Annotated in this window: 15 protein-coding genes; 8 read left to right on the top strand and 7 right to left on the bottom strand. The window is 66.6% G+C overall.

The window, feature by feature from the left end:
* Positions 1 to 51: 51 nt before the first annotated feature.
* The 3 genes from rsmA to MAAFP003_RS22150 all read right to left on the bottom strand — a co-directional run bounded on the left by rsmA (position 52) and on the right by MAAFP003_RS22150 (position 3,076).
* Positions 52 to 981, bottom strand: coding sequence for a 16S rRNA (adenine(1518)-N(6)/adenine(1519)-N(6))-dimethyltransferase RsmA (rsmA, locus tag MAAFP003_RS22140; RefSeq protein WP_096291339.1), 930 nt, complete (start codon positions 979 to 981; stop codon positions 52 to 54).
* Positions 945 to 2,072, bottom strand: coding sequence for a resuscitation-promoting factor (locus MAAFP003_RS22145; RefSeq protein WP_207768592.1), 1,128 nt, complete (start codon positions 2,070 to 2,072; stop codon positions 945 to 947). The genes rsmA and MAAFP003_RS22145 overlap by 37 nt, the downstream gene beginning before the upstream one ends.
* Positions 2,073 to 2,215: 143 nt before the next feature.
* The gene (locus MAAFP003_RS22150) at positions 2,216 to 3,076 is read right to left on the bottom strand and encodes a TatD family hydrolase (protein ID WP_096289847.1); all 861 of its coding nucleotides are present in this window, start codon (positions 3,074 to 3,076) and stop codon (positions 2,216 to 2,218) included.
* A gap of 18 nt (positions 3,077 to 3,094) precedes the next feature.
* Between MAAFP003_RS22150 and metG the strand changes: the two genes are divergently transcribed.
* On the top strand, positions 3,095 to 4,651 hold the full coding sequence (metG, locus tag MAAFP003_RS22155; RefSeq protein ID WP_096289848.1) for a methionine--tRNA ligase: 1,557 nt from the start codon (positions 3,095 to 3,097) through the stop codon (positions 4,649 to 4,651).
* Positions 4,652 to 4,780: 129 nt separating this feature from the next.
* Positions 4,781 to 5,146 (top strand): PAS domain S-box protein, encoded by a 366-nt coding sequence (locus tag MAAFP003_RS22160; protein WP_096289849.1) that lies wholly within the window; start codon positions 4,781 to 4,783, stop codon positions 5,144 to 5,146.
* 27 nt (positions 5,147 to 5,173) lie between these two features.
* On the opposite strand, the gene MAAFP003_RS22165 is transcribed toward MAAFP003_RS22160, so the two are convergent.
* From MAAFP003_RS22165 to MAAFP003_RS22175, 3 genes are all read right to left on the bottom strand, one after another.
* Entirely contained in the window at positions 5,174 to 7,153 is a 1,980-nt protein-coding gene (locus tag MAAFP003_RS22165; RefSeq protein ID WP_096289850.1) for a hypothetical protein, read from the bottom strand.
* 74 nt (positions 7,154 to 7,227) lie between these two features.
* Positions 7,228 to 7,935 (bottom strand): TetR/AcrR family transcriptional regulator, encoded by a 708-nt coding sequence (locus tag MAAFP003_RS22170; RefSeq protein WP_096289851.1) that lies wholly within the window; start codon positions 7,933 to 7,935, stop codon positions 7,228 to 7,230.
* Positions 7,936 to 8,055: 120 nt separating this feature from the next.
* The gene (locus tag MAAFP003_RS22175) at positions 8,056 to 8,754 is read right to left on the bottom strand and encodes a TetR/AcrR family transcriptional regulator (protein WP_096289852.1); all 699 of its coding nucleotides are present in this window, start codon (positions 8,752 to 8,754) and stop codon (positions 8,056 to 8,058) included.
* A 466-nt stretch (positions 8,755 to 9,220) separates the two neighbouring features.
* Between MAAFP003_RS22175 and MAAFP003_RS22180 the strand changes: the two genes are divergently transcribed.
* From MAAFP003_RS22180 to MAAFP003_RS22200, 5 genes are all read left to right on the top strand, one after another.
* Entirely contained in the window at positions 9,221 to 10,378 is a 1,158-nt protein-coding gene (locus MAAFP003_RS22180) for a PPE family protein (protein WP_096289853.1), read from the top strand.
* 43 nt (positions 10,379 to 10,421) lie between these two features.
* On the top strand, positions 10,422 to 10,985 hold the full coding sequence (locus MAAFP003_RS22185) for a dTDP-4-dehydrorhamnose 3,5-epimerase family protein (RefSeq protein ID WP_096289854.1): 564 nt from the start codon (positions 10,422 to 10,424) through the stop codon (positions 10,983 to 10,985).
* A 209-nt stretch (positions 10,986 to 11,194) separates the two neighbouring features.
* Positions 11,195 to 12,643, top strand: a complete 1,449-nt coding sequence (locus MAAFP003_RS22190; protein ID WP_243394217.1) for a sugar transferase — start codon at positions 11,195 to 11,197, stop codon at positions 12,641 to 12,643.
* A 6-nt stretch (positions 12,644 to 12,649) separates the two neighbouring features.
* A complete protein-coding gene (locus tag MAAFP003_RS22195) occupies positions 12,650 to 14,113 on the top strand; it encodes a flippase (protein ID WP_096289856.1) in 1,464 nt (487 codons plus the stop codon).
* Entirely contained in the window at positions 14,110 to 16,050 is a 1,941-nt protein-coding gene (locus tag MAAFP003_RS22200) for a glycosyltransferase (protein ID WP_096289857.1), read from the top strand. The genes MAAFP003_RS22195 and MAAFP003_RS22200 overlap by 4 nt, the downstream gene beginning before the upstream one ends.
* A 22-nt stretch (positions 16,051 to 16,072) precedes the next feature.
* Here MAAFP003_RS22200 and MAAFP003_RS22205 read toward each other — a convergent pair whose 3' ends face one another.
* Positions 16,073 to 16,924, bottom strand: a complete 852-nt coding sequence (locus MAAFP003_RS22205; RefSeq protein ID WP_096289858.1) for a hypothetical protein — start codon at positions 16,922 to 16,924, stop codon at positions 16,073 to 16,075.
* Positions 16,925 to 17,156: 232 nt separating this feature from the next.
* Between MAAFP003_RS22205 and MAAFP003_RS22210 the strand changes: the two genes are divergently transcribed.
* A complete protein-coding gene (locus MAAFP003_RS22210) occupies positions 17,157 to 17,978 on the top strand; it encodes a class I SAM-dependent methyltransferase (protein ID WP_096289859.1) in 822 nt (273 codons plus the stop codon).
* Position 17,979: the final 1 nt, after the last annotated feature.

Here is a 17,979-nt window from a genome sequence, read left to right on the forward strand (position 1 = left end):
CGGCAGCAGACTATCGCTGCGGCAGGCGAACCACACGCAACGGCGCCGGGCTCAGCCGCCGGATGCCTGCGGCTGCGCGGGGTCGCCGGACCGGCGCAGCAGCCGCACGAAGTCGTCGATGGACAGCGTCTCGCCGCGGCGGGCGGGATCGATGCTGGCCGCCAGCAAGCGATTTGCCGATTCGTTGCCCGAGCCCGCCCACTCCGAGAACGCGTTGCGCGACGTCTTGCGCCGTTGCGCGAACGCGATGTCAATTAATTCGAACACCTGGCGCCGGAAGGCGTCGTCCGTGGGCCATGGCGCGCGGTCGTACCGGTCGATGCGGACCAGCCCGGAGTAGACGCGGGGCACCGGCCAGAACACGGTCGGCGACACCATGCCGCACCGGCGAACCCGCCCGAAGAAGCGCACCTTGACGCTGGGCACGCCGTACTCCTTGCCGCCCGGCTCGGCGGCCAGCCGCTCGGCGACCTCGGCCTGCACCATCACGGTGACGGTCGCGAGGGTCGGGAATTCGGCGAGCAGATGCAGCAACGCCGGGACCGCGACGTTGTAGGGCAGATTCGCGACTAAGGCTGTTGGGCCGGACGGCCCGGGGGCCAGCTCGTCGCGCCGCAGGTTCAGCACGTCGCGGTTGAGCACCGTCAGCCGTTGGATCTCGCTGTGGGAGTGCTCACCGACGGTCTGCGGCAGCCGCTCGGCGAGCACCGGGTCGATTTCGATGGCGGTGACCGTGGCACCGCGGTCGAGCAGCGCCAAGGTGAGCGAGCCGAGACCCGGGCCGACCTCCAGGACGTGGTCGGCGCGGCCGATTCCAGAAGTCGAAACTATCCGCCGGACGGTATTGGCGTCGTGGACGAAGTTCTGGCCCAACGATTTTCGTGGCCGAAATTCAAGTTCTTTGGCCAGCCGCCTGATATCGGTTCGTCCGAGCAGCTGGATTGTCAGCGCGCACCGGCTCTTCCGCTGCACACCGGCCAGGCGCCCCAACCCTGGCGCTCCCTGGTCACCTCGGCGACCGTGATCTGCTCGTCGCGGCTGGCGAGGTCGGCGCGCGGGGCAAACCGCAACCCGCCGTTGCGCTCCCACGTACTTTGATCGAACTGCACGCCGCCGTAATAGCCGTTGCCGGTATTGATCGCCCAGTTTCCACCGGCCTCGCAGCCGGCGATGGCATCCCAGATGGATCCATCGGTCACCGGCGGCACCTCGGTGCCGGGCTTGGTGCCCACCCGCACCACCGAGTCGCGCGCCGGCGCGATCACGATGTTGGCGATCGGCAGCCGGCCGGTCTCCACTCCGTTGACCGTGGCGACCGCGTAGGTCACGTCTTGGGTGCCCGGGCTCCCCGGGTCCTCGACAACCTGGCGGCTCATGTTCATGTCGGGGTCTTCGACCTTGCGTGCGTTGGGCGCCAACGGGACCCGCTCGGTGACCTTCTCGATGCGGTTACGCGTCACCTGGATCTGCATGCCGTCGACGATCGGCGCCGTCGCGGCGGGCACCACCTGATCGCTGTCTTGCAGCGGCACGCCTGCCGCACTCAGCAATCCCGCGACGTTGGGCGCCGGCAGGTGCACCATGCGGATGTTGCCGCCGTCGTTGATCTGGACGCTCTTAGCGCTGACGACCGGCAGGGCCATGCCGGCCAGCGGAACCCGGCTGGCGCGCGAGGCGGCTGCCGGAGCGGTGTCGGTCATCGCGAGCTGCGCCAGCGCTTCGTCGACGGTGGAGGCGGTCGTCCACACCTGCTTGGTGTCGCTGCCGTCCAGCGAGATCTGCAGCGGCCGGCTGCGGCGCAGCGTGATCTTGTCCGCATCGTGGATCTGCACGTCGGCGGCGGGGTACAGGTCGTCGCGCTGATCGACGACGTAGCCGTTCTCTTCGACGATGTCGATCACCTTCGACTTCATCGTCGTCACCCGCATCGCGATGCCGTCGACGGTCAACGTCACCGTCTTGGACACCGAGACCGCGAAACCGCCGGCGACCGCGAGCGCTACCAGCAGCCCTGAAACGACGAGCCGCAACATCGGCGATGGGGTTTGATGAAGCCTTCTCAGTACAGTCAACGCGCGTCTACCCCGACCTCAGCAACCACTTAACGACCTACCCAGCAGCATTCGACAACAGTGCAATAAACCAACAATTCGATCACAAGACGGTAACGAACCGGTCAAGCTGGAGCAACTCCGGCGCGAATATGTTGTGGAAATCACCCGCCCGATTCGACGAGTCCGTAGACCCGTCCGGCATTGCTCGTGGTGATTCGGGCTAGTTCCTCCGCCGGACGATCGAGCAGTTCCGCGATCGCACGAACAGTATAAGGAAGGCAATACGGCTCGTTGGGCGCGCCGCGATAAGGATGTGGTGTCAAAAACGGTGCGTCGGTTTCCACCAGCAGCTGTTCAGCCGGCACCTGCGGCACGGCCTCGCGCAGCGCGCGCGCGTTCCGGAAGCTCACCGTTCCGGACAGGCTGACATACCACCCGGCGTCGGCGCAGCGACGGGCCATCGCGCTGTCGGACGAAAAGCAGTGGAAGATCACGGTTTCGGGAGCGCCTTCGGCGTCCAGCACGTCGAGCACCGCGGCGTCGGCGTCCCGGTTGTGAATCATCAGCGGCTTGCCGCACCGCTTGGCCAGGTCGATATGCCACGCGAAGGCCTCCCGCTGCACATCGGGCGCGGCGCAGCCGTCCAGCCGACCGGGCCAGTACAGGTCCATTCCGGTCTCCCCCACGGCCACCACGCGGGGATCGGCGACCAGTCGCTCGATCTCACCGCGCGCCGCGTCATCGAGGGCGTTCGCGCGCGTGGGGTGCAACGCCACCGCGGCGTACACGCGCGGGTCCCAGCCGGCAGCCCGGGCCGCCCACCGCGCCGAGTCCAGATCGTCGGCGATCGTCACGACGGCCCCCACCCCCACCGCGGCGGCACGGTCGAGGATGGCCGCCACGCCGGCGGCGTCGTGGGCGCCGCAGGCGTCGAGGTGGGTGTGCGCATCGATCAGGGGCGCCAGCGGCGCCGGGGCGGGTGGCGCTTCTCGTTTACCAGGTCGGCTGGAGCTCACGCGCACACAATAGGGTGAATCTCGATGAGGCCCTATTACGTCACTACTGCGATCGCGTATCCAAACGGCGCGCCGCACGTGGGTCATGCCTACGAATACATCGCGACCGACACGATCGCCCGCTTCAAGCGGCTCGACGGTTACGACGTGCGGTTCCTGACCGGGACCGACGAGCACGGCCAGAAAGTCGCCGAGACCGCGGCCGCCGCGGGGGTACCGACCGCCGAGCTGGCGCGGCGCAATTCCGATGTGTTCCAACGCATGCAGGAAGCGCTGAACATTTCGTTCGACCGCTTCATCCGCACCACCGACGCCGACCACCACGAGGCGTCCAAGGAGATCTGGCGGCGCATGCAGGCGGCCGGAGACATCTATCTGGCGACCTATTCCGGGTGGTACTCGGTGCGCGACGAGCGCTACTTCAGCGACTCGGAAACCGAGGTGGTCGACGGAACCCGGATCGCCACCGAGACCGGCGCGCCGGTGACCTGGAGCGAGAAGGAGCAGACGTTCTTCTTCCGGCTCTCGGCCTACGCCGACAAGCTGCTGGCCCACTACGAGGCCAATCCCGACTTCATCGGACCCGAGGTGCGGCGCAACGAGGTCGTCAGCTTCGTCTCGGGCGGGCTGACCGATTTCTCGATCTCGCGAACCACCTTCGACTGGGGCGTGCAGGTGCCCGAGCACCCCGACCACGTCATGTACGTCTGGGTCGACGCACTGACCAACTACTTGACCGGTGCCGGATTCCCCGACACCGGCTCGGAGTTGTTCCGCCGCTACTGGCCCGCCGATTTGCACATGATCGGCAAGGACATCATCCGGTTCCACGCGGTCTACTGGCCGGCGTTTCTGATGTCGGCCGGAATCGAGCTGCCGAGAAGGGTTTTCGCGCACGGGTTCTTGCACCACCGCGGCGAGAAGATGAGCAAATCGGTAGGCAACACCATCGACCCGGTGGCGCTGGCGGATGCGTTCGGCGTGGACCAGCTGCGCTACTTCCTGCTGCGCGAGGTGCCGTTCGGCCAGGACGGCAGCTACAGCGAAGAGGCCATCATCAACCGGATCAACACCGATCTGGCCAACGAGTTGGGGAACTTGGCGCAGCGTTCGTTGTCGATGATCGCCAAGAACCTCGACGGCGTGATGCCCGAACCCGGTGAGTTCACCGCCGCCGACTCCGACCTGCTCGCGACGGCCGACGCGTTATTGGAGCGGGTGCGCGCGAATTTCGACGAGCAGGCCATGCACTTGGCACTCGAGGCGATCTGGCTGATGCTGGGCGAGGCCAACAGATACTTTTCGGCCGAGCAGCCGTGGGTGTTGCGCAAGAGCGAATCCGAGGCGGACCAGGTGCGCTTCCGGACCGTGCTCTACGTCACCTGCGAGGCGGTCCGCATCGCGGCACTGCTGGTGGCGCCGGTGATGCCGGAGTCGGCCGGCAAGTTGCTGGACCTACTCGGGCAGGCCGACGGCCGGCGGACGTTTGCCGCGATCGGTGCGCGGCTAACCCCTGGCTCGGTGCTGCCGGCGCCTACCGGGGTGTTTCCCCGATACCAGCCAGCTTCCGAAGACGAGTGAGCGAAAACGAATGGCAGCAAACCGCCGTCAGGGCACACGACAGGAAATATGTGCAACATGACCTCTGGCATAGACCATAATCGCTCTGTGGAGCGACGACAGAATCGGCACCAGCACAATCAATCGCCGATGACCACCTTGAAGCAGCTGCCTGCCCTGGTGGTGCTGGAGCGGATTCCGGTCCCAGTGCTGGCCGTCGGCGACGACGGGGCGATCCTGTTCACCAACACCGCATTTGCGGAGATGGTCGGCTACGAACCCGAAGAGGTGCTGGCGCTGCGCTTCGGCGAGGTTTTCCACCGGGCTCCCGACTCGGAATCCTCGCTGCTGTCTGTTGTCCATGCCCTGGCGAACGAGGTCGTCGAGTTGGCACACAAGGACGGGTCGGTCGTGCGTGCGCTGATGAGCAAATCAGTGGGGATGCGCGCCGACGACCGATTCGCCCTGGCGACCTTCCAGGATCTGACCGAGCAGCTGTGGGACGACGAGCGCTGACGTCCCGTGAACCCTTGAGCCCGCCGATCAGCGCCGGGCTCGCAGCACGATCACTCCGGCACCGACGACGGTCACCGCGAGCCATGCGCCGCCCACCCACCACAGCCACCCCAGGTCGGAGTGGTCCTCGGGTGCGTTGACCGGACCGGCCGTCGGCGAGTGTTCGACGGTCACCGGGTCCTGTCCGGCCACGGCGACCACCGCGACACCCTTGAGCCGCTGCCAGCGCTTGTTGTTGTCACCGCCCAGCCACCGGATCAGCTCGTCGACCTGAGCCGACGTGCCGTTGGACGTCGCGACCAGCAGTGACCGGCCATGGTTGAAAACCGTTTGGAGAGAACCGAATTTCATCACCGGATCCAGCGCGAGCGTGGTCGGTTTGCCGTCGGCCGTGTAGGCGTTGACGGTGATCGGCCCGCTGGGTCCCGCCGACACCGGAAGTACGACGTTGGAATGGTTCCACCCGTCGGCCGAAATCAGGATCGCGGGATTCGACGAATCGATGGCCTGCTGCACGCTCGTCACATGGGTGTAGATGGGCGTCGAACTGATTCGCTGCAGACCCACCACCAGGCTGACGGCGCGCAGGGTGTCCGGCAGCGAGTGAGCCTCGATGCCCACCTGGACCCGGGGCATCAGCGCCTGGGGCAGCGACTGGAAGCCGTCGGGTACCGGCGGTGTGGCGGGCTTGCTCTCAATAGTGGTGTCGCCGTTGATGTTCAGCGTCAGTAGCTGGTTCCCGGGCCCGGCGGTGTAGAAGTCCCCGCAGTGTCCCACGTTGCTGGCCACATCGAGCACCACGTCGAGGCTGGTGTAACGCTGCAGCAGCCGGTCGGGCACATCCACCCAGCGGTCGATGGTGCCGTGGCCGTCGGTCGGGAAGTGATCGATGGTCTCCGGGCCGATGTTGACCGTGACCTGACCGCCGATATTGGACGGGGTCGGGGTGTAGGAGCCCTGCAGATGCACGCGCACGTTGCGGATGGACCTGCCGAACCGGGTCTGGTCCAACCCGATCGACACCCGCGGCTGCAGCGAGGTGGCGTTGGCGACGGTCTGCCCGAGGTCGCGCATGGTCGTGCTGTCGCCGGGCTGTTGCGGGTTGGGCTTGAGTTGTTCCACGACGGCCTTGGACGAAACCGCCAGCTGGGACAGGTCATTGAACAGCACGGCCGTATCCGATTCGTCGGCCTCCCCCAGCGGTCCCGACATCAGCAGGTACGTCGCCGCACCGGAGCCTTGCAGGGCCAGCCCGTTGTCCGACCCCTCTTTGACGACGATCTGGCGTTCCAGCGATTGCGGCGGTGCCGGCGGCGCGACCTGTCCTTCGGGCAATGGGACGACGGCAATCTCGGGGTTCTGCCGGCCATAACGCGAGGCGGCCGAGGCGGCCAGCTGAATCGCCGTGTCCGACTCCGAGGACGACGGCGATTGCGGCAGGTAGATGCTCAGCTTCTTCAACACCGGCGGCAAGAAGTGCGCCACCGTGGTGGGCGGCTGTTCGACGCCGGTGTAGCTGATCGACGGACTGGACAGCCGCAGCGGGCTTTCCGGGTACAGGCAGACCCCGTCTTGGGGCACCAGGTAGGTCCGTAACGTGATCGTCAGCCAGTTGTCGACCACTTCCGCACCGGCCAGCGGGATGACCAGCGGTGAATTGTCCGTGCCGGGCAGGTTCAGCCGCGCCAGGGTGCGCTGGTCCTGGCTCACGGTGAGCGTGCCCGTCCGCAGATTGATCGGCAGCTCGACGGTGGTGTTCAGCGCGGTCGGCGTCAGCCCGCGCAGCACCGGCACGGTAAGCACTTGTGTGCTGGTCAGGCCCCAGAACTCCAGGTTGGGCGCGGACCCGAGGTCGGCCAGCGACAGGGTCAGCGAGTCCGTCGTCGTACCCGCATCCGAGGGCGCGGCGCCCGCGGGTGGGGCGCTCACGACCAGGAACCCGATCACACCGGCCAGAGCAGCAAGCCTGGCTACATACTTCTGGTACACCACCGGAACAGTATGCATTCTTTCGGTACGTTGTCGAAACGGCGCGCAGTCCAGGCGGCGGGCCGAGGCCCGCGGTGGGCATTCGCCCAGGCTCACCCGATTTCCGAGACCGCGGCGCTGTCGCGACGCATCGCAGCGGGCCGGGCATGGCGCAAGGCCTCGCGGGAAAGGAACTGACGGAAGTACGCCAGCGACGCCTCCGAGACGATGCCGGGGAGCAGCAGTTCCCACACCCGGGTCAAGCGCTCGAGGTCACCGGTGCCGCCACCCTCTTTATCCAGACCGGATATCGCGTCGGCCAGCGCCCGGGCGCCGAACATGGCGCCGACGATGGTCTCGCTGACCCATTCGGGATTGAGGTCTGGGCGCAGGTCACCCTCGGAGATCGCCCGCCTGGCCTCGGCGGCCAGCAGCTCAACCATGCCTGCACAGAAGTGCCCCGCCGCTTGGTTGAAACCGCGCAACGTGCAGGTCAGCTGCTCGGCGGCGCGGGCGGTCTGGTCCGAGCTCAGCATCCCGACGATCGTGAACGTGCCATGCAGCAGGTTTTCCAGCCCCGGTGAGGCCTTCCCGCACACGTTCCGGAACGCGTTGAGCAGCGTGTCGGCACCCTCCTCGATGATGGCCGACGCGAGGGACTCTTTGGAATCGAAGTGGTGGTAGAGGGCGCCTTTGGTCATCCCGGTGCGCTCGATGATGGTGCCCCAGCCGGCGGCCGAATAGCCGACCTCGCCGAACACATCGATGGCGGCGGTAAGGATCTTTCGCCGGGTGACCTCAGACCGGACCTGGCGCGCCATTACCCCTGCTCCTCCGGAGTGTCATCGAGCGCGCAGATAACGGTGATCTCGTCTCACATTGCGCTGCAACAGAATCAAGATTAACAGCAGTCGCAAATCCGGCCGGGATGTTCGCCCTGGTTACGGCGAATCGTCGGCGGTCGACGGGGGCTCGGCGGGGGTTGAACTGGTGTTGACCGCCAGCGCGGCACGTCGCCGCAGGGATTGACGGGAGTAGTCGTCGCGGTCGGGTTGCAGGATCCCGCCCAACAGCAGGCCCCAGCACTTTTCCAGGTCGAGCAGGAACCGCTCGGGATCGTCCAGATTGCTGGTCTTGCGCAGCCCCATGTGCAGGGACACCATCATGCGTCCCACGTCCAACGGTTCGCACCGTTCGTCGACGTCGCCCTCGGCGATGGCCTGTTGCACGACGTCACCCAGGGCTTTGATCCACTGATCCAGCAGCTTCTCCTGTAGTCCTTCGGAACGCCCGACCGACTCGATCAGGTTCAATCCCGCCCTGACCTGGTCGGTCTTGATGTCCTGAATCGCGATCAGGTACGAGAAATCGATCAGCGTCTCCAGGCCCGACAGACCGCGCGTCACCAGGTCCTGGACGGCCAGGGCGCCCGCTTCGGTCTGCCGGTCGATGATCGCGACGGCCAAGGCGTGCTTCGACCGGAAGTGGAAGTACATCGCACCCTTGGTCAGTTCGGCCTCGGCGAGGATGTCGTCGAGCCCCACCTCGTGATAGGCACGCCGGGCGAACTGGTGCGATGCGGCGCGCAGGATGTGTCGGCGGGTCGCATCGGCCCGTCCGTCGGTTGAATGGCTCGTCATCGAAGCGGACAACTCGGCTCTCCGGCAGGGGGATCGCCGATCGCTCGCCGGCGGCAATCCCTTGCCGATGCGGAATCTTGCTAGGCCCGCATGTGTCCCCGCTGCGAGGCCCTGACCTGGGGTGATCGCCATCATATCGATGATGCCTTCCTCGAGCAGGGCGCACACCTCGGCTCTTCAGCGGTTGGCGCAAACCCGCACCGCGATTCTCGGGACGACATTTGAACTGTTTCTGAGATTAGCAGCACGGTCACAAAATTAGCGGCTGTGTTCACCAGAACCTCGATACTTGTAGTCAGCATCACTCGCAGAACGTTGACTATTGGTATGTTTTTTACGCTATTATCAACTAGCCAGTTTGTTATAGCGAACCTCTCGGGGATGGAAAACATGTCGTTCGTCGTCACTCAGTCGACCAGCCAGGCCGCACCGGCCCGCGCGGCTCGCTGACCCAGGGATTCAGACAATGGACTTTGGCGCTTTGCCCCCGGAGATCAACTCCGCGCGGATGTACGCCGGCCCCGGCCCGTCTTCGATGGCGATGGCTGCGGTGGCCTGGGCCAACCTGGCCACCGAACTGCATTCGGCTGCGAGCTCATACCGAACGCTGATCAGTGGACTGACCACCGGACGGTGGCTGGGCCCCACCTCGCTGACCATGGCGTCGGCCTTCGGTCCGTACGTCGCGTGGATGTCGGGCGCGGCCGCGCGGGCGGAGGAGGCGGCCAGCCACGCCACGCTCGCCGTCGAGATCTATGAAGCCGCCTTCGCGATGACCATTCCACCGCCAGTGGTGACGGCCAACCGGGTCCAGCTCGCGACGCTGATGTCCACCAACTTCTTCGGCCAGAACTCGGCCGCGATCGCCGCCAACGAAGCCGAATACGGCGAGATGTGGGCCCAGGACGCCGCGGCGATGTACCAGTACGCCGGAAACTCGGTGGCCGTCTGCGACGTCTCCCAGTTCAACCTTCCGCCGAAGGTCACCGATGACGCCGGGTTGGTCGCCCAGAGCAATGCCGTCAGCCAGGCCACGGTCTCCACCGGATTGCAGCACGCAGATCTGGCGAACCTGGTCTCGCAGGTGCCCACCACGATGCAGTCGCTCACCACGCCCGGCACCAGCACGGTGTCGACGGGCACCAGCACCGCAGTTTCGGACACGCTGACCAACCTCGCGTCCCAGGTGCCCAACTGGCTGCCGAACTACCTCAACGCGGGCGCCACCCCGCTGTACGGGATGTCCTCCGTGCTGTCGATGGCCCAGACCGCGCAGGGTATGGCCCGGACGGCCGCGGAGGGCGCCGCGGCCGCCGCCCAGGGTGCGGCGTCGGGTGCGGCAAGTGCGGCCTCGGCGCTGCCGAACATCGGATCGAGCGTAATCGGCAGCCTCGGCACGGCGGCCCACCTGGGCCCGATGTCGGTGCCCACGGCCTGGACCAGCGTGATCCCGCAAACCCCGATGGCGGCCGCCGCGCTGCCGAACATCGCCCTCAACGGCAGCTCGATGCCGAACATGCTGGGCGGTCTGCCCATGGCGCGTGGCACCGCGCCGCGCACTCCTCCGGTTCCTCGCTACGGGCTCATCCCCACCGCGATGGCTCGCCCGTTCGCCGCCGGATAAGGACATGGGTTCCGATGAATGCCTTGTACAGAAGGAGCGGTAGGTGAAGTACACGCCAACGAAGGTCGCCGGCGTGACCATCGTCGACATCGAACCGCAGCGGGACCACCGCGGCTTTTCGTCGCGCTTGTTCTCCGCCAAGGAGTTCGATCGTTACGGCCTGACGTTCAAAGTCACCGAGACGGACGTGTTCTTCAACTACACCCGCGGCACGGTGCGGGGTCTGCACTTTCAGGTGCCGCCCTTCGTCGAGTCCCGGTTGTTGCGCTGCACCCGCGGTGCCATTGCCGCTGCTGTCGTCGACATCCGGCCCGATTCGCAGACTTTTGGCGACCACATGATGGTCGAGCTGAACGCCGACAATCACCGGGCGCTGTTCCTGCCGCCCTTCGTCGCCTACGGCTTTCAGACGCTGACCGCCAACACCGAGGTCAACTACCAGGTCAGCGGTCATCGTGAGCCAGCCGACGAGCAGGGATTGCGCTGGAACGACGCGGAATTCGGAATCGAGTGGCCGCTGCCGGTCACCGTCATCTCCGAGGAGGACGCCAGCTGGCCGGCGTACGCGCCGCGGCCCGTGCCGATTGTGAGCGCCGCATCATGCTGAGGGGCGCCGCGACCGCGCCGGCTCCTCAGGTGATCTACCCGTCATGTGCGAGCTGAGGACGCCGAGCCATGATCATGCCGATGTCTCCGGCACCGTCCGCGACGGCGTTCCGCCCCAACCAGCGACCGTATAAGCGGAGGGCAACAGGGATGATCTCGTTGCCGGGTGGTCGACTTCCTGGTTCCGCGCTGGCCACTCAGTCGGCGCCGATGCCCGACACCAAGGCCGCTCGCCGCTGGCAAGACCTGTACGCGGGACGGCTGCGCGCCAGCGACACGCTGATCGTCTCCGGTTCGGTCATGCTCGCCCAACTCGTCCGGTTCGGGGAGTCGCCGGCCCGGACCTCGGCCTACTCGGGACCGGTCATGACGCTGTTCTCGATTCTCTTCGCGGCGCTGTGGCTGTCGGCGCTCGCCGTGTTCCAGACGCGGTCTGCGCGCATCATCGGGTCGGGCATCGACGAGTACCGCCGGATCGGCAGCGCGTCGTTCTGGACGTTCGGCATCATCGCGATGGTCACCCTGCTCGCCAAGGTCGACCTGGCCCGCGGCTACCTCGCGATCGCGCTGCCCGCCGGCACCTTCGGACTGCTGGCCAGCCGCAGCCTGTGGCGCCAGCACCTGGGCAGCAAGCGGGCCCGCGGCCAATGCCAGACCAAGGTCCTCGCGGTCGGTGACCGCCAGGCCGTCGCGCACCTCGCGCACGAGCTGGCCCGCGACCCCCGGGCGGGGTGCGTCGTGGTCGGGGTCTGCATTCCCGGATACGGCCCGTCGCGCGGCAACACCCTGGTGGTCGAGGGCCGCGAGGTCCCGATCCTGGGTGACGAAAGCCACGCGGTGGACGCGATCGACAACTGCGGTGCCGACACCGTGGCGGTGACGCGGACCGAGCACTTCGGGGTCCGCGGGATCCGAGAACTGATGTGGCAGCTGGAAACCAAGGACGTCGACCTGGTCGTCTCACCCGGCGTGATGGACGTCGCCGAAGCGCGACTGACCCTGCAGCTGACCTCCGGGTTGCCGCTGCTGCACGTCGAGAAGCCGCAATACGAAGGCACCCAGCGCTTTCAGAAGCAGGCCTTCGACTTCTGTTTCTCGCTGGCCGCGCTGATCGCGACCGCGCCGGTGCTGATCGTCGCGGCGATCGCGGTCAAGCTGACCAGTAAGGGACCCGTCTTCTACCCGTCCGAGCGCATCGGCATGGACGGCCGCCCGTTTACGATGCTGAAGTTCCGCACGATGACCGACGGCGCCGACCAGCAGCTCGACCAGCTGCTGGCGCAGAACGAAAGCGCCGGCGGCATGCTGTTCAAGATGCGCCGCGACCCGCGCGTCACGCCGGTCGGCCGGATCCTGCGCCGCTTCAGCATCGACGAGCTGCCGCAGTTCATCAATGTGATCAGGGGCGACATGAGTGTCGTCGGGCCGCGCCCGCCGCTGCGCCGGGAAGTCGAGAACTACGACGGTGACGTCGCGCGCCGGCTGCTGGTGAAGCCGGGCGTCAGCGGATTGTGGCAGGTGAGCGGTCGCTCAGAACTTTCCTGGGAGCAAACCGTCCGGTTGGATCTGTCCTACGTCGACAACTGGTCGATGGCGGGCGACCTGATGATCATCGCCAAGACCGTCAAGGCCGTCCTGACAAGTCACGGCGCATACTAGGGAGTCATGACTGAGCCGACGGCACCCGGTGCGGTCGTACCGTCAGTGCCGCTGCGGCGGATGGCTCACGCGTTCTCCATCCAGCTGATCTGCCGCGCGCTGGGCATGATGGCCTCGGTGGTGTCGGTGGCCATGACCGCCCGCTACCTGGGTCCCGGGCGGTACGGTCTGCTGTCCATCGCGATGCTGTTCATCGCCATGTGGACCAGCCTGGCCGACCTCGGCATCGCCACCGTGATCGTGCGGCGGGTGACCTCCGGCCGCGGCGACCTCGAGCGCCTGGTCCGCGTCAACAGCGGTATGGCCCTGGTCTACTGCGTTCCGCTGGCACTGCTGGCGGCCGGGTCGGGCTTGCTGATCTATCACGACTCCGATGTGCAGGTGATGCTCATCGTGCTGTCCGGGGCGCTGCTGATGCAGACCATGGTGACGCGGTTCGAGCCGGTGTTTCTTGCCACCGTGCGGTTCTCCGCCGTGGCGATCTCCGACGTCGTCGGCCGCCTCGGCGCGCTGGCGATGGTCGCCATCCTGGTGGCACAGCGCGCCGACGTCATCTGGTTCGCTGTCGCACAACTCATTCCGCCCGCCGTGGCGCTGCTGATCCAGGGCGCCGCCGCGATGCGGCACATCTCGGTGCGGCCGGTCTTCGCGCCGCGCGAGGCCACCGACCTGTTGCGGGAAAGCCTGCCGCTGATCGGATTCCTCGTCGTCGGGCTGCTGTACTGCCGCGCCGACGGCGTGATCCTGTCGCTGTTGAGCACCCACTCCGAGGTCGGTGTGTACGGCCTGGCCTTCACGATCGCCTTCAACACGATCGTGGTGTCGCTGATCTTCCTGAAGTCGACGCTGTCGACAGCCACCGAGCTGTTCGCGCGTGACGTCGTCGCGTTCGCCGGCTTTCTGCGCCGCAGCGTCGAGCTGATGTACTTCGTCGCGGTGCCGGTCGCGGTGATCGGCGCGTTGCTCGCCGGTCCGTTGATCGGGCTCTTCGGCGACCAGGCGTTCGTCGCCCGCGGAACCCCGACCCTGGCATTGCTATTCATCGCCGCGGCACTGCGATTCGTCAGCGGCACGCTCGGCCAGGGGCTGGTCGCCAGCCATCATCAGCGGATCCTGTTCTGGTTGACGATCGCCACCCTGGTACTCAACGTCACGCTCAACCTCTCACTGGCCGGGCGCTACGGTGCGGTCGGGCCCGGTGTCGCGCTGGTGTGCACGGAGTTCTTCAACATGGTGATCAGCAGCTGGTGGCTGCGCCGGCATTGCGGCTACCGCACACCGATGGCCTTCCTGCTGCGGGTGCTGGTGCCGACGGGCGCCAGTGTCGTTGTCACACTGCTGCTTTCGGGCCATCACGTGGTTGTCGTCCTGGCGGTGGCCGCGGCCGTCTATCTGGCCACCAGCGCGGCGGTCGGTCCGCTGCGCTGGTCGGACCTGAACTCGCTGCGCCGGAGTCAGCTCGCGGCATGAAGCACGAGTTGGATCGGTCCTATCTCAAGCAACCGGTCGGCGACTCGGCCGCGCTGCCGTCGACGCGGTCACTTGCGGTGCTGATCGTCGCGCAGGGCTCCGCTGACGCGCTGGCGCGTTGCCTGGCCGGCGTCGCCGAGCACCTGCCCGAGCTGCCGGTCTACGTCTATGCCTGCGGCGAGCCGGCCACCCGGTACCCGACGGTGCACTGGGTGCCCGGATCGGCCAATGTCGGTGTCGCGGCGGCATACAACGCGCTGGTGCAGCATGCGCCACCCGACGCCGATCTGCTGTTGCTGCGTGCCGACACCCGGCTGCTGGGGCCCTTGACGCGCACCCGGGAGTTGCTGCGCCGGCCGAAAGTCGCGGCGGTCTCGCCGATGGCGCAGGACACGGCGGCCCGCCGCAAGCCCTGGGACGTCGCGACCCGGCGCCACACCGTCGCCCGCGCGCTGATGGCCGACGCCGGCTACTCCGACTCGCTGCGCGGCACCCCGATCTCACCGCACTATGCCCGACCGCCGCTCGAATCAGACAGTCTCGACGGCGATTTGGACGGCACCTGTCTGGCGATCAACCGCGCGGCGTGGAACACCATCGGCGGCTTCGACGAAGAGTTCTTCGGCTACGGCGAAACAGCCGACTGGCAGGCGCGGGCCCGCGCGGCGGGCTGGCGGTTGCTGCTGGCCGACGAGCTCGGTGTCGATCGGGGCGGCCCGGTGGCCGGCCGGGGCGACCAGCGCCGCCGCGAACTGGAGTTGGCCCGCACCAACACCGCGCTACTGCTCGAGCACCAGAAGAGCGTTCATCACGCGGATCTGTATCTGGCCGGGACCACGCTGCTGCACCGCGTTCAGCGGTCCAGGCGCGAGGTGCCCGTCGCCCGCCGCACCGACCTGCCGTCGATCGTGATCTCCAGCAACCGCCTGGTCTACGGCGGCGCTGAACGCCAAAAGGCTTTGCTTGCAACGGAATTAGACCGGCGCGGCTACTCGGTCACCATCGTCTGCGTGCAGCGGTTCGGCCCGTTGATCGCCGAGATCCCGGCTACCGTGCGCGTGGTGCGCCAGCCCTGGTGGGCGCCGGTGATCGACCTACCCGAGGGCCCGGCCGTGCTGATCACCGCCGATACCAACACCGAGGCGGGCTTTGCGACGTTGTGGCGCGCGGCCGGCAAGGGCCGGCGCTGGCTGGTCGCGCCGCATGTTCCTCCCGAGCAGGACCGGCCCATCTATTCCCGGCCGCTGACCGTCGCCATGCGCCGGGCGGACGGGTTCATCGTTCTGGCGCAACGGCATTGGGACATGCTGGCCGCACAGCATCGGCTGTGGGGCCGGCGTTTCGTCGCCCCCAACGGCGTCGCCCGGGCCGGCGATCCCGTGCCACCGGCCCGGACCAGGACCGCCGGCGAGCCGTTGCACCTGGTGATGTTGTCGCGCATCCTCGAGCACAAGAATCCGCACCTGCTGGTCGAGGCACTCGCCGGGCTGGCCGATATGCCTTGGCAGCTGTCGATTTTCGGTGACGGCCCGGACCGGGAGAGACTGCAGGCACGAACGCCCGCGCAATTGCGCGACCGGGTGCACTGGCGCGGCTGGGTCCCCGGCCCCGAGACGGCGCTGGCCGACGCGGATCTGCTGTGTGTTCCCAGCCGCTCCGAGGCCTTCCCGCTGGTGATTCTCGAGGCGATGGCCCGGTCGATACCGGTTGCGGCGTCCGCGATTTGCGCCGTGCCGGAGATGCTGGATTTCGGAAAGGCGGGATTCCTCGTCGATCCCGTGTCGGTGTCGGGATGGCGAGAGCGCTTGGCCGGCATCCTCGCGCAGCCCGACGAATTGCCGCCGATCGGGCGGCGCGGCTTCGAACGCATGCACAAGCACTACACGGTGGAGGCGATGACCGACGCCTACATCGAGGCGATCAACGCGGTGCTGTGAATCCGGTTGTGCCGCTTCGGACTTACTGCTCGCGCGGGCCCAGGATCTTTTCGATCGTGCGCAGCGATGTCCGGTGCTGCGAGTACCGGCCGGAATAGAGGAAGTACCGGGGTTCGACGTAGAGCTCGCCGATGTCGGTCGGCACATCCGCAAAGTGCTGCGACAGCGCGCTGTCGACGAAAAAGGCATTGGTACCCGAATGGGAATTGCAGCACACCAGCCGGTAGTCGAAGCGCGCGAACATGGCGACGAAGCTACTCAGCGACGCCCCGAAGTAATCGTCGGACTGCCATTGGTGGTCGGGGTCGTAGCTGATCTGAAATTTCACCGGCGGCGGGAACTTGGCGTTGTACTCGACGATGAAAAGCGTCGGTCGCATCCCGTCTGCCAGCAGCTTTTCGATCAGGTAGATGTCGTTGCCGTCCAAATCCAGCGAGACGACGTCGACCGCGCCGGCATCGATGCGCCGCAGGCAGGCCGCGCTCAGCGCCAGGATGTTCTCCGCGGTGATCCAGGCCTTCTCGTAGGTGAAGTGCGGACCGTCCGGGTAGGTGACCGCCAGCTCCTGTCCCCCGACCCAGAAGCCCTTCCAGCCCAGCGCGGCGAGAATCAGCGTGTTGTTTTCCGTCCCGTCGCCGACGCCGAATTCGGCGAATACGCCGTCCTCGAGCCGGCCGACGCGGCGCAGGATCTCCAGCGTGATGCCGTCCTCGTCCGTCGACGAAAAACACTTCTTGCCCGCGCGGTTCAGCGGATTCGGATGGTTCGCCTTCAGCGACTGAGAATGATCGAAGAGGATCAGATCCTTGAGCTGATCCCGCGTTTGGGTGCCGAGGATGCGCCGGATCTTTTCCTTGAGCGTCTCTTTGGGCATTTGGTCACTAAAGCTACCATCCCGAGACCGTGGAATTTGCGTATCGCGGTCGGCAACTGCGCACGTGGGAGTTCTTGTAGCCCCGGCGATTTCCCCCGTACCGCCGGGCCGGCCCGCGGGTGGCGGAGCTCCCCGGCGCGGGGTTGCTCATCGCGCGGAATGTGCCGTAGGTTTTCCACTGTCCTCTCCGGTTTGCTGATATCGCGAGGACGCTCAGGAGGAATGTGAGACCGTGCGGTGCCGCATCTGCAGTTCGGCCGCCACGCCGGCGTTCAATCACGAAGTGCTCTGCAAATACGTTTGCAAGTACTACTTCTGCGATAACTGCGGGGTGCTGGCCACCGAAGAGCCCTATTGGCTCGACGAGGCCTATGCCAGCCCGATGGCGGCGGCGGACACCACGATGCTGTGGCGCAACCAATACCTGGCGCGGGTCATGTCCGTGTTGCTGTATTTCCTCTTCGATCCGCGTGGCCGGTTTCTCGACGCGGCCGGGGGTTACGGCGTTTACACCCGCCTGATGCGCGACATCGGCTTCGACTACTACTGGACCGACAAGTACTCCCCCAACCTGACCGCGCAGGGCTTCCAGGCAACGGCGGGTCCCGGCGCGCCGTATACCGTCGTCACCGCCTTCGAAGTGATGGAGCATCTCGCCGACCCGGTCGCATTCGTGGGCGAGCTGCTCGACACCACCGGCACCGACACGATCGTTTTCACGACGGAGCTTTTCGACGGCGGTCCCCCAGATACCGAGGAGTGGATGTACTACGCGTTCGCCACCGGGCAGCACATCACCTTCTACCAGAAGCGGACGCTGGAACTGATCGGGCAGCGCTTCGGCATGCGGTTCCACACCTCCAAGACCCGGCGGTGGGCGATCGGCGGGATGGGTCTGCACATCTGGACGCGGGCGAAGATCAATCCGCTTGTCTGGCGGCTGCTCGCCTCGCCGCATGTGACGAACCTGCTTGCGGCCGTGCCCAGGCGATCGCTGGAAACCAAGATGTGGACCGACGCCGACATCTTCCTACAGGCCAACGGAGAGCAGTGAA

This window comes from Mycobacterium ahvazicum (genome assembly GCF_900176255.2).
Lineage (GTDB): Bacteria > Actinomycetota > Actinomycetes > Mycobacteriales > Mycobacteriaceae > Mycobacterium > Mycobacterium ahvazicum.

Bases quoted from the DNA above. Each gene is read 5' to 3' on its own strand.
- metG (WP_096289848.1), top strand. From the start codon at position 3,095: ATGAGGCCCTATTACGTCACTACTGCGATCGCGTATCCAAACGGCGCG.
- MAAFP003_RS22160 (WP_096289849.1), top strand. From the start codon at position 4,781: ATGACCACCTTGAAGCAGCTGCCTGCCCTGGTGGTGCTGGAGCGGATT.
- MAAFP003_RS22165 (WP_096289850.1), bottom strand. From the start codon at position 7,153: ATGCATACTGTTCCGGTGGTGTACCAGAAGTATGTAGCCAGGCTTGCT.
- MAAFP003_RS22170 (WP_096289851.1), bottom strand. From the start codon at position 7,935: ATGGCGCGCCAGGTCCGGTCTGAGGTCACCCGGCGAAAGATCCTTACC.
- MAAFP003_RS22175 (WP_096289852.1), bottom strand. From the start codon at position 8,754: ATGACGAGCCATTCAACCGACGGACGGGCCGATGCGACCCGCCGACAC.
- MAAFP003_RS22180 (WP_096289853.1), top strand. From the start codon at position 9,221: ATGGACTTTGGCGCTTTGCCCCCGGAGATCAACTCCGCGCGGATGTAC.
- MAAFP003_RS22190 (WP_243394217.1), top strand. From the start codon at position 11,195: ATGCCCGACACCAAGGCCGCTCGCCGCTGGCAAGACCTGTACGCGGGA.
- MAAFP003_RS22195 (WP_096289856.1), top strand. From the start codon at position 12,650: ATGACTGAGCCGACGGCACCCGGTGCGGTCGTACCGTCAGTGCCGCTG.
- MAAFP003_RS22200 (WP_096289857.1), top strand. From the start codon at position 14,110: ATGAAGCACGAGTTGGATCGGTCCTATCTCAAGCAACCGGTCGGCGAC.
- MAAFP003_RS22205 (WP_096289858.1), bottom strand. From the start codon at position 16,924: ATGCCCAAAGAGACGCTCAAGGAAAAGATCCGGCGCATCCTCGGCACC.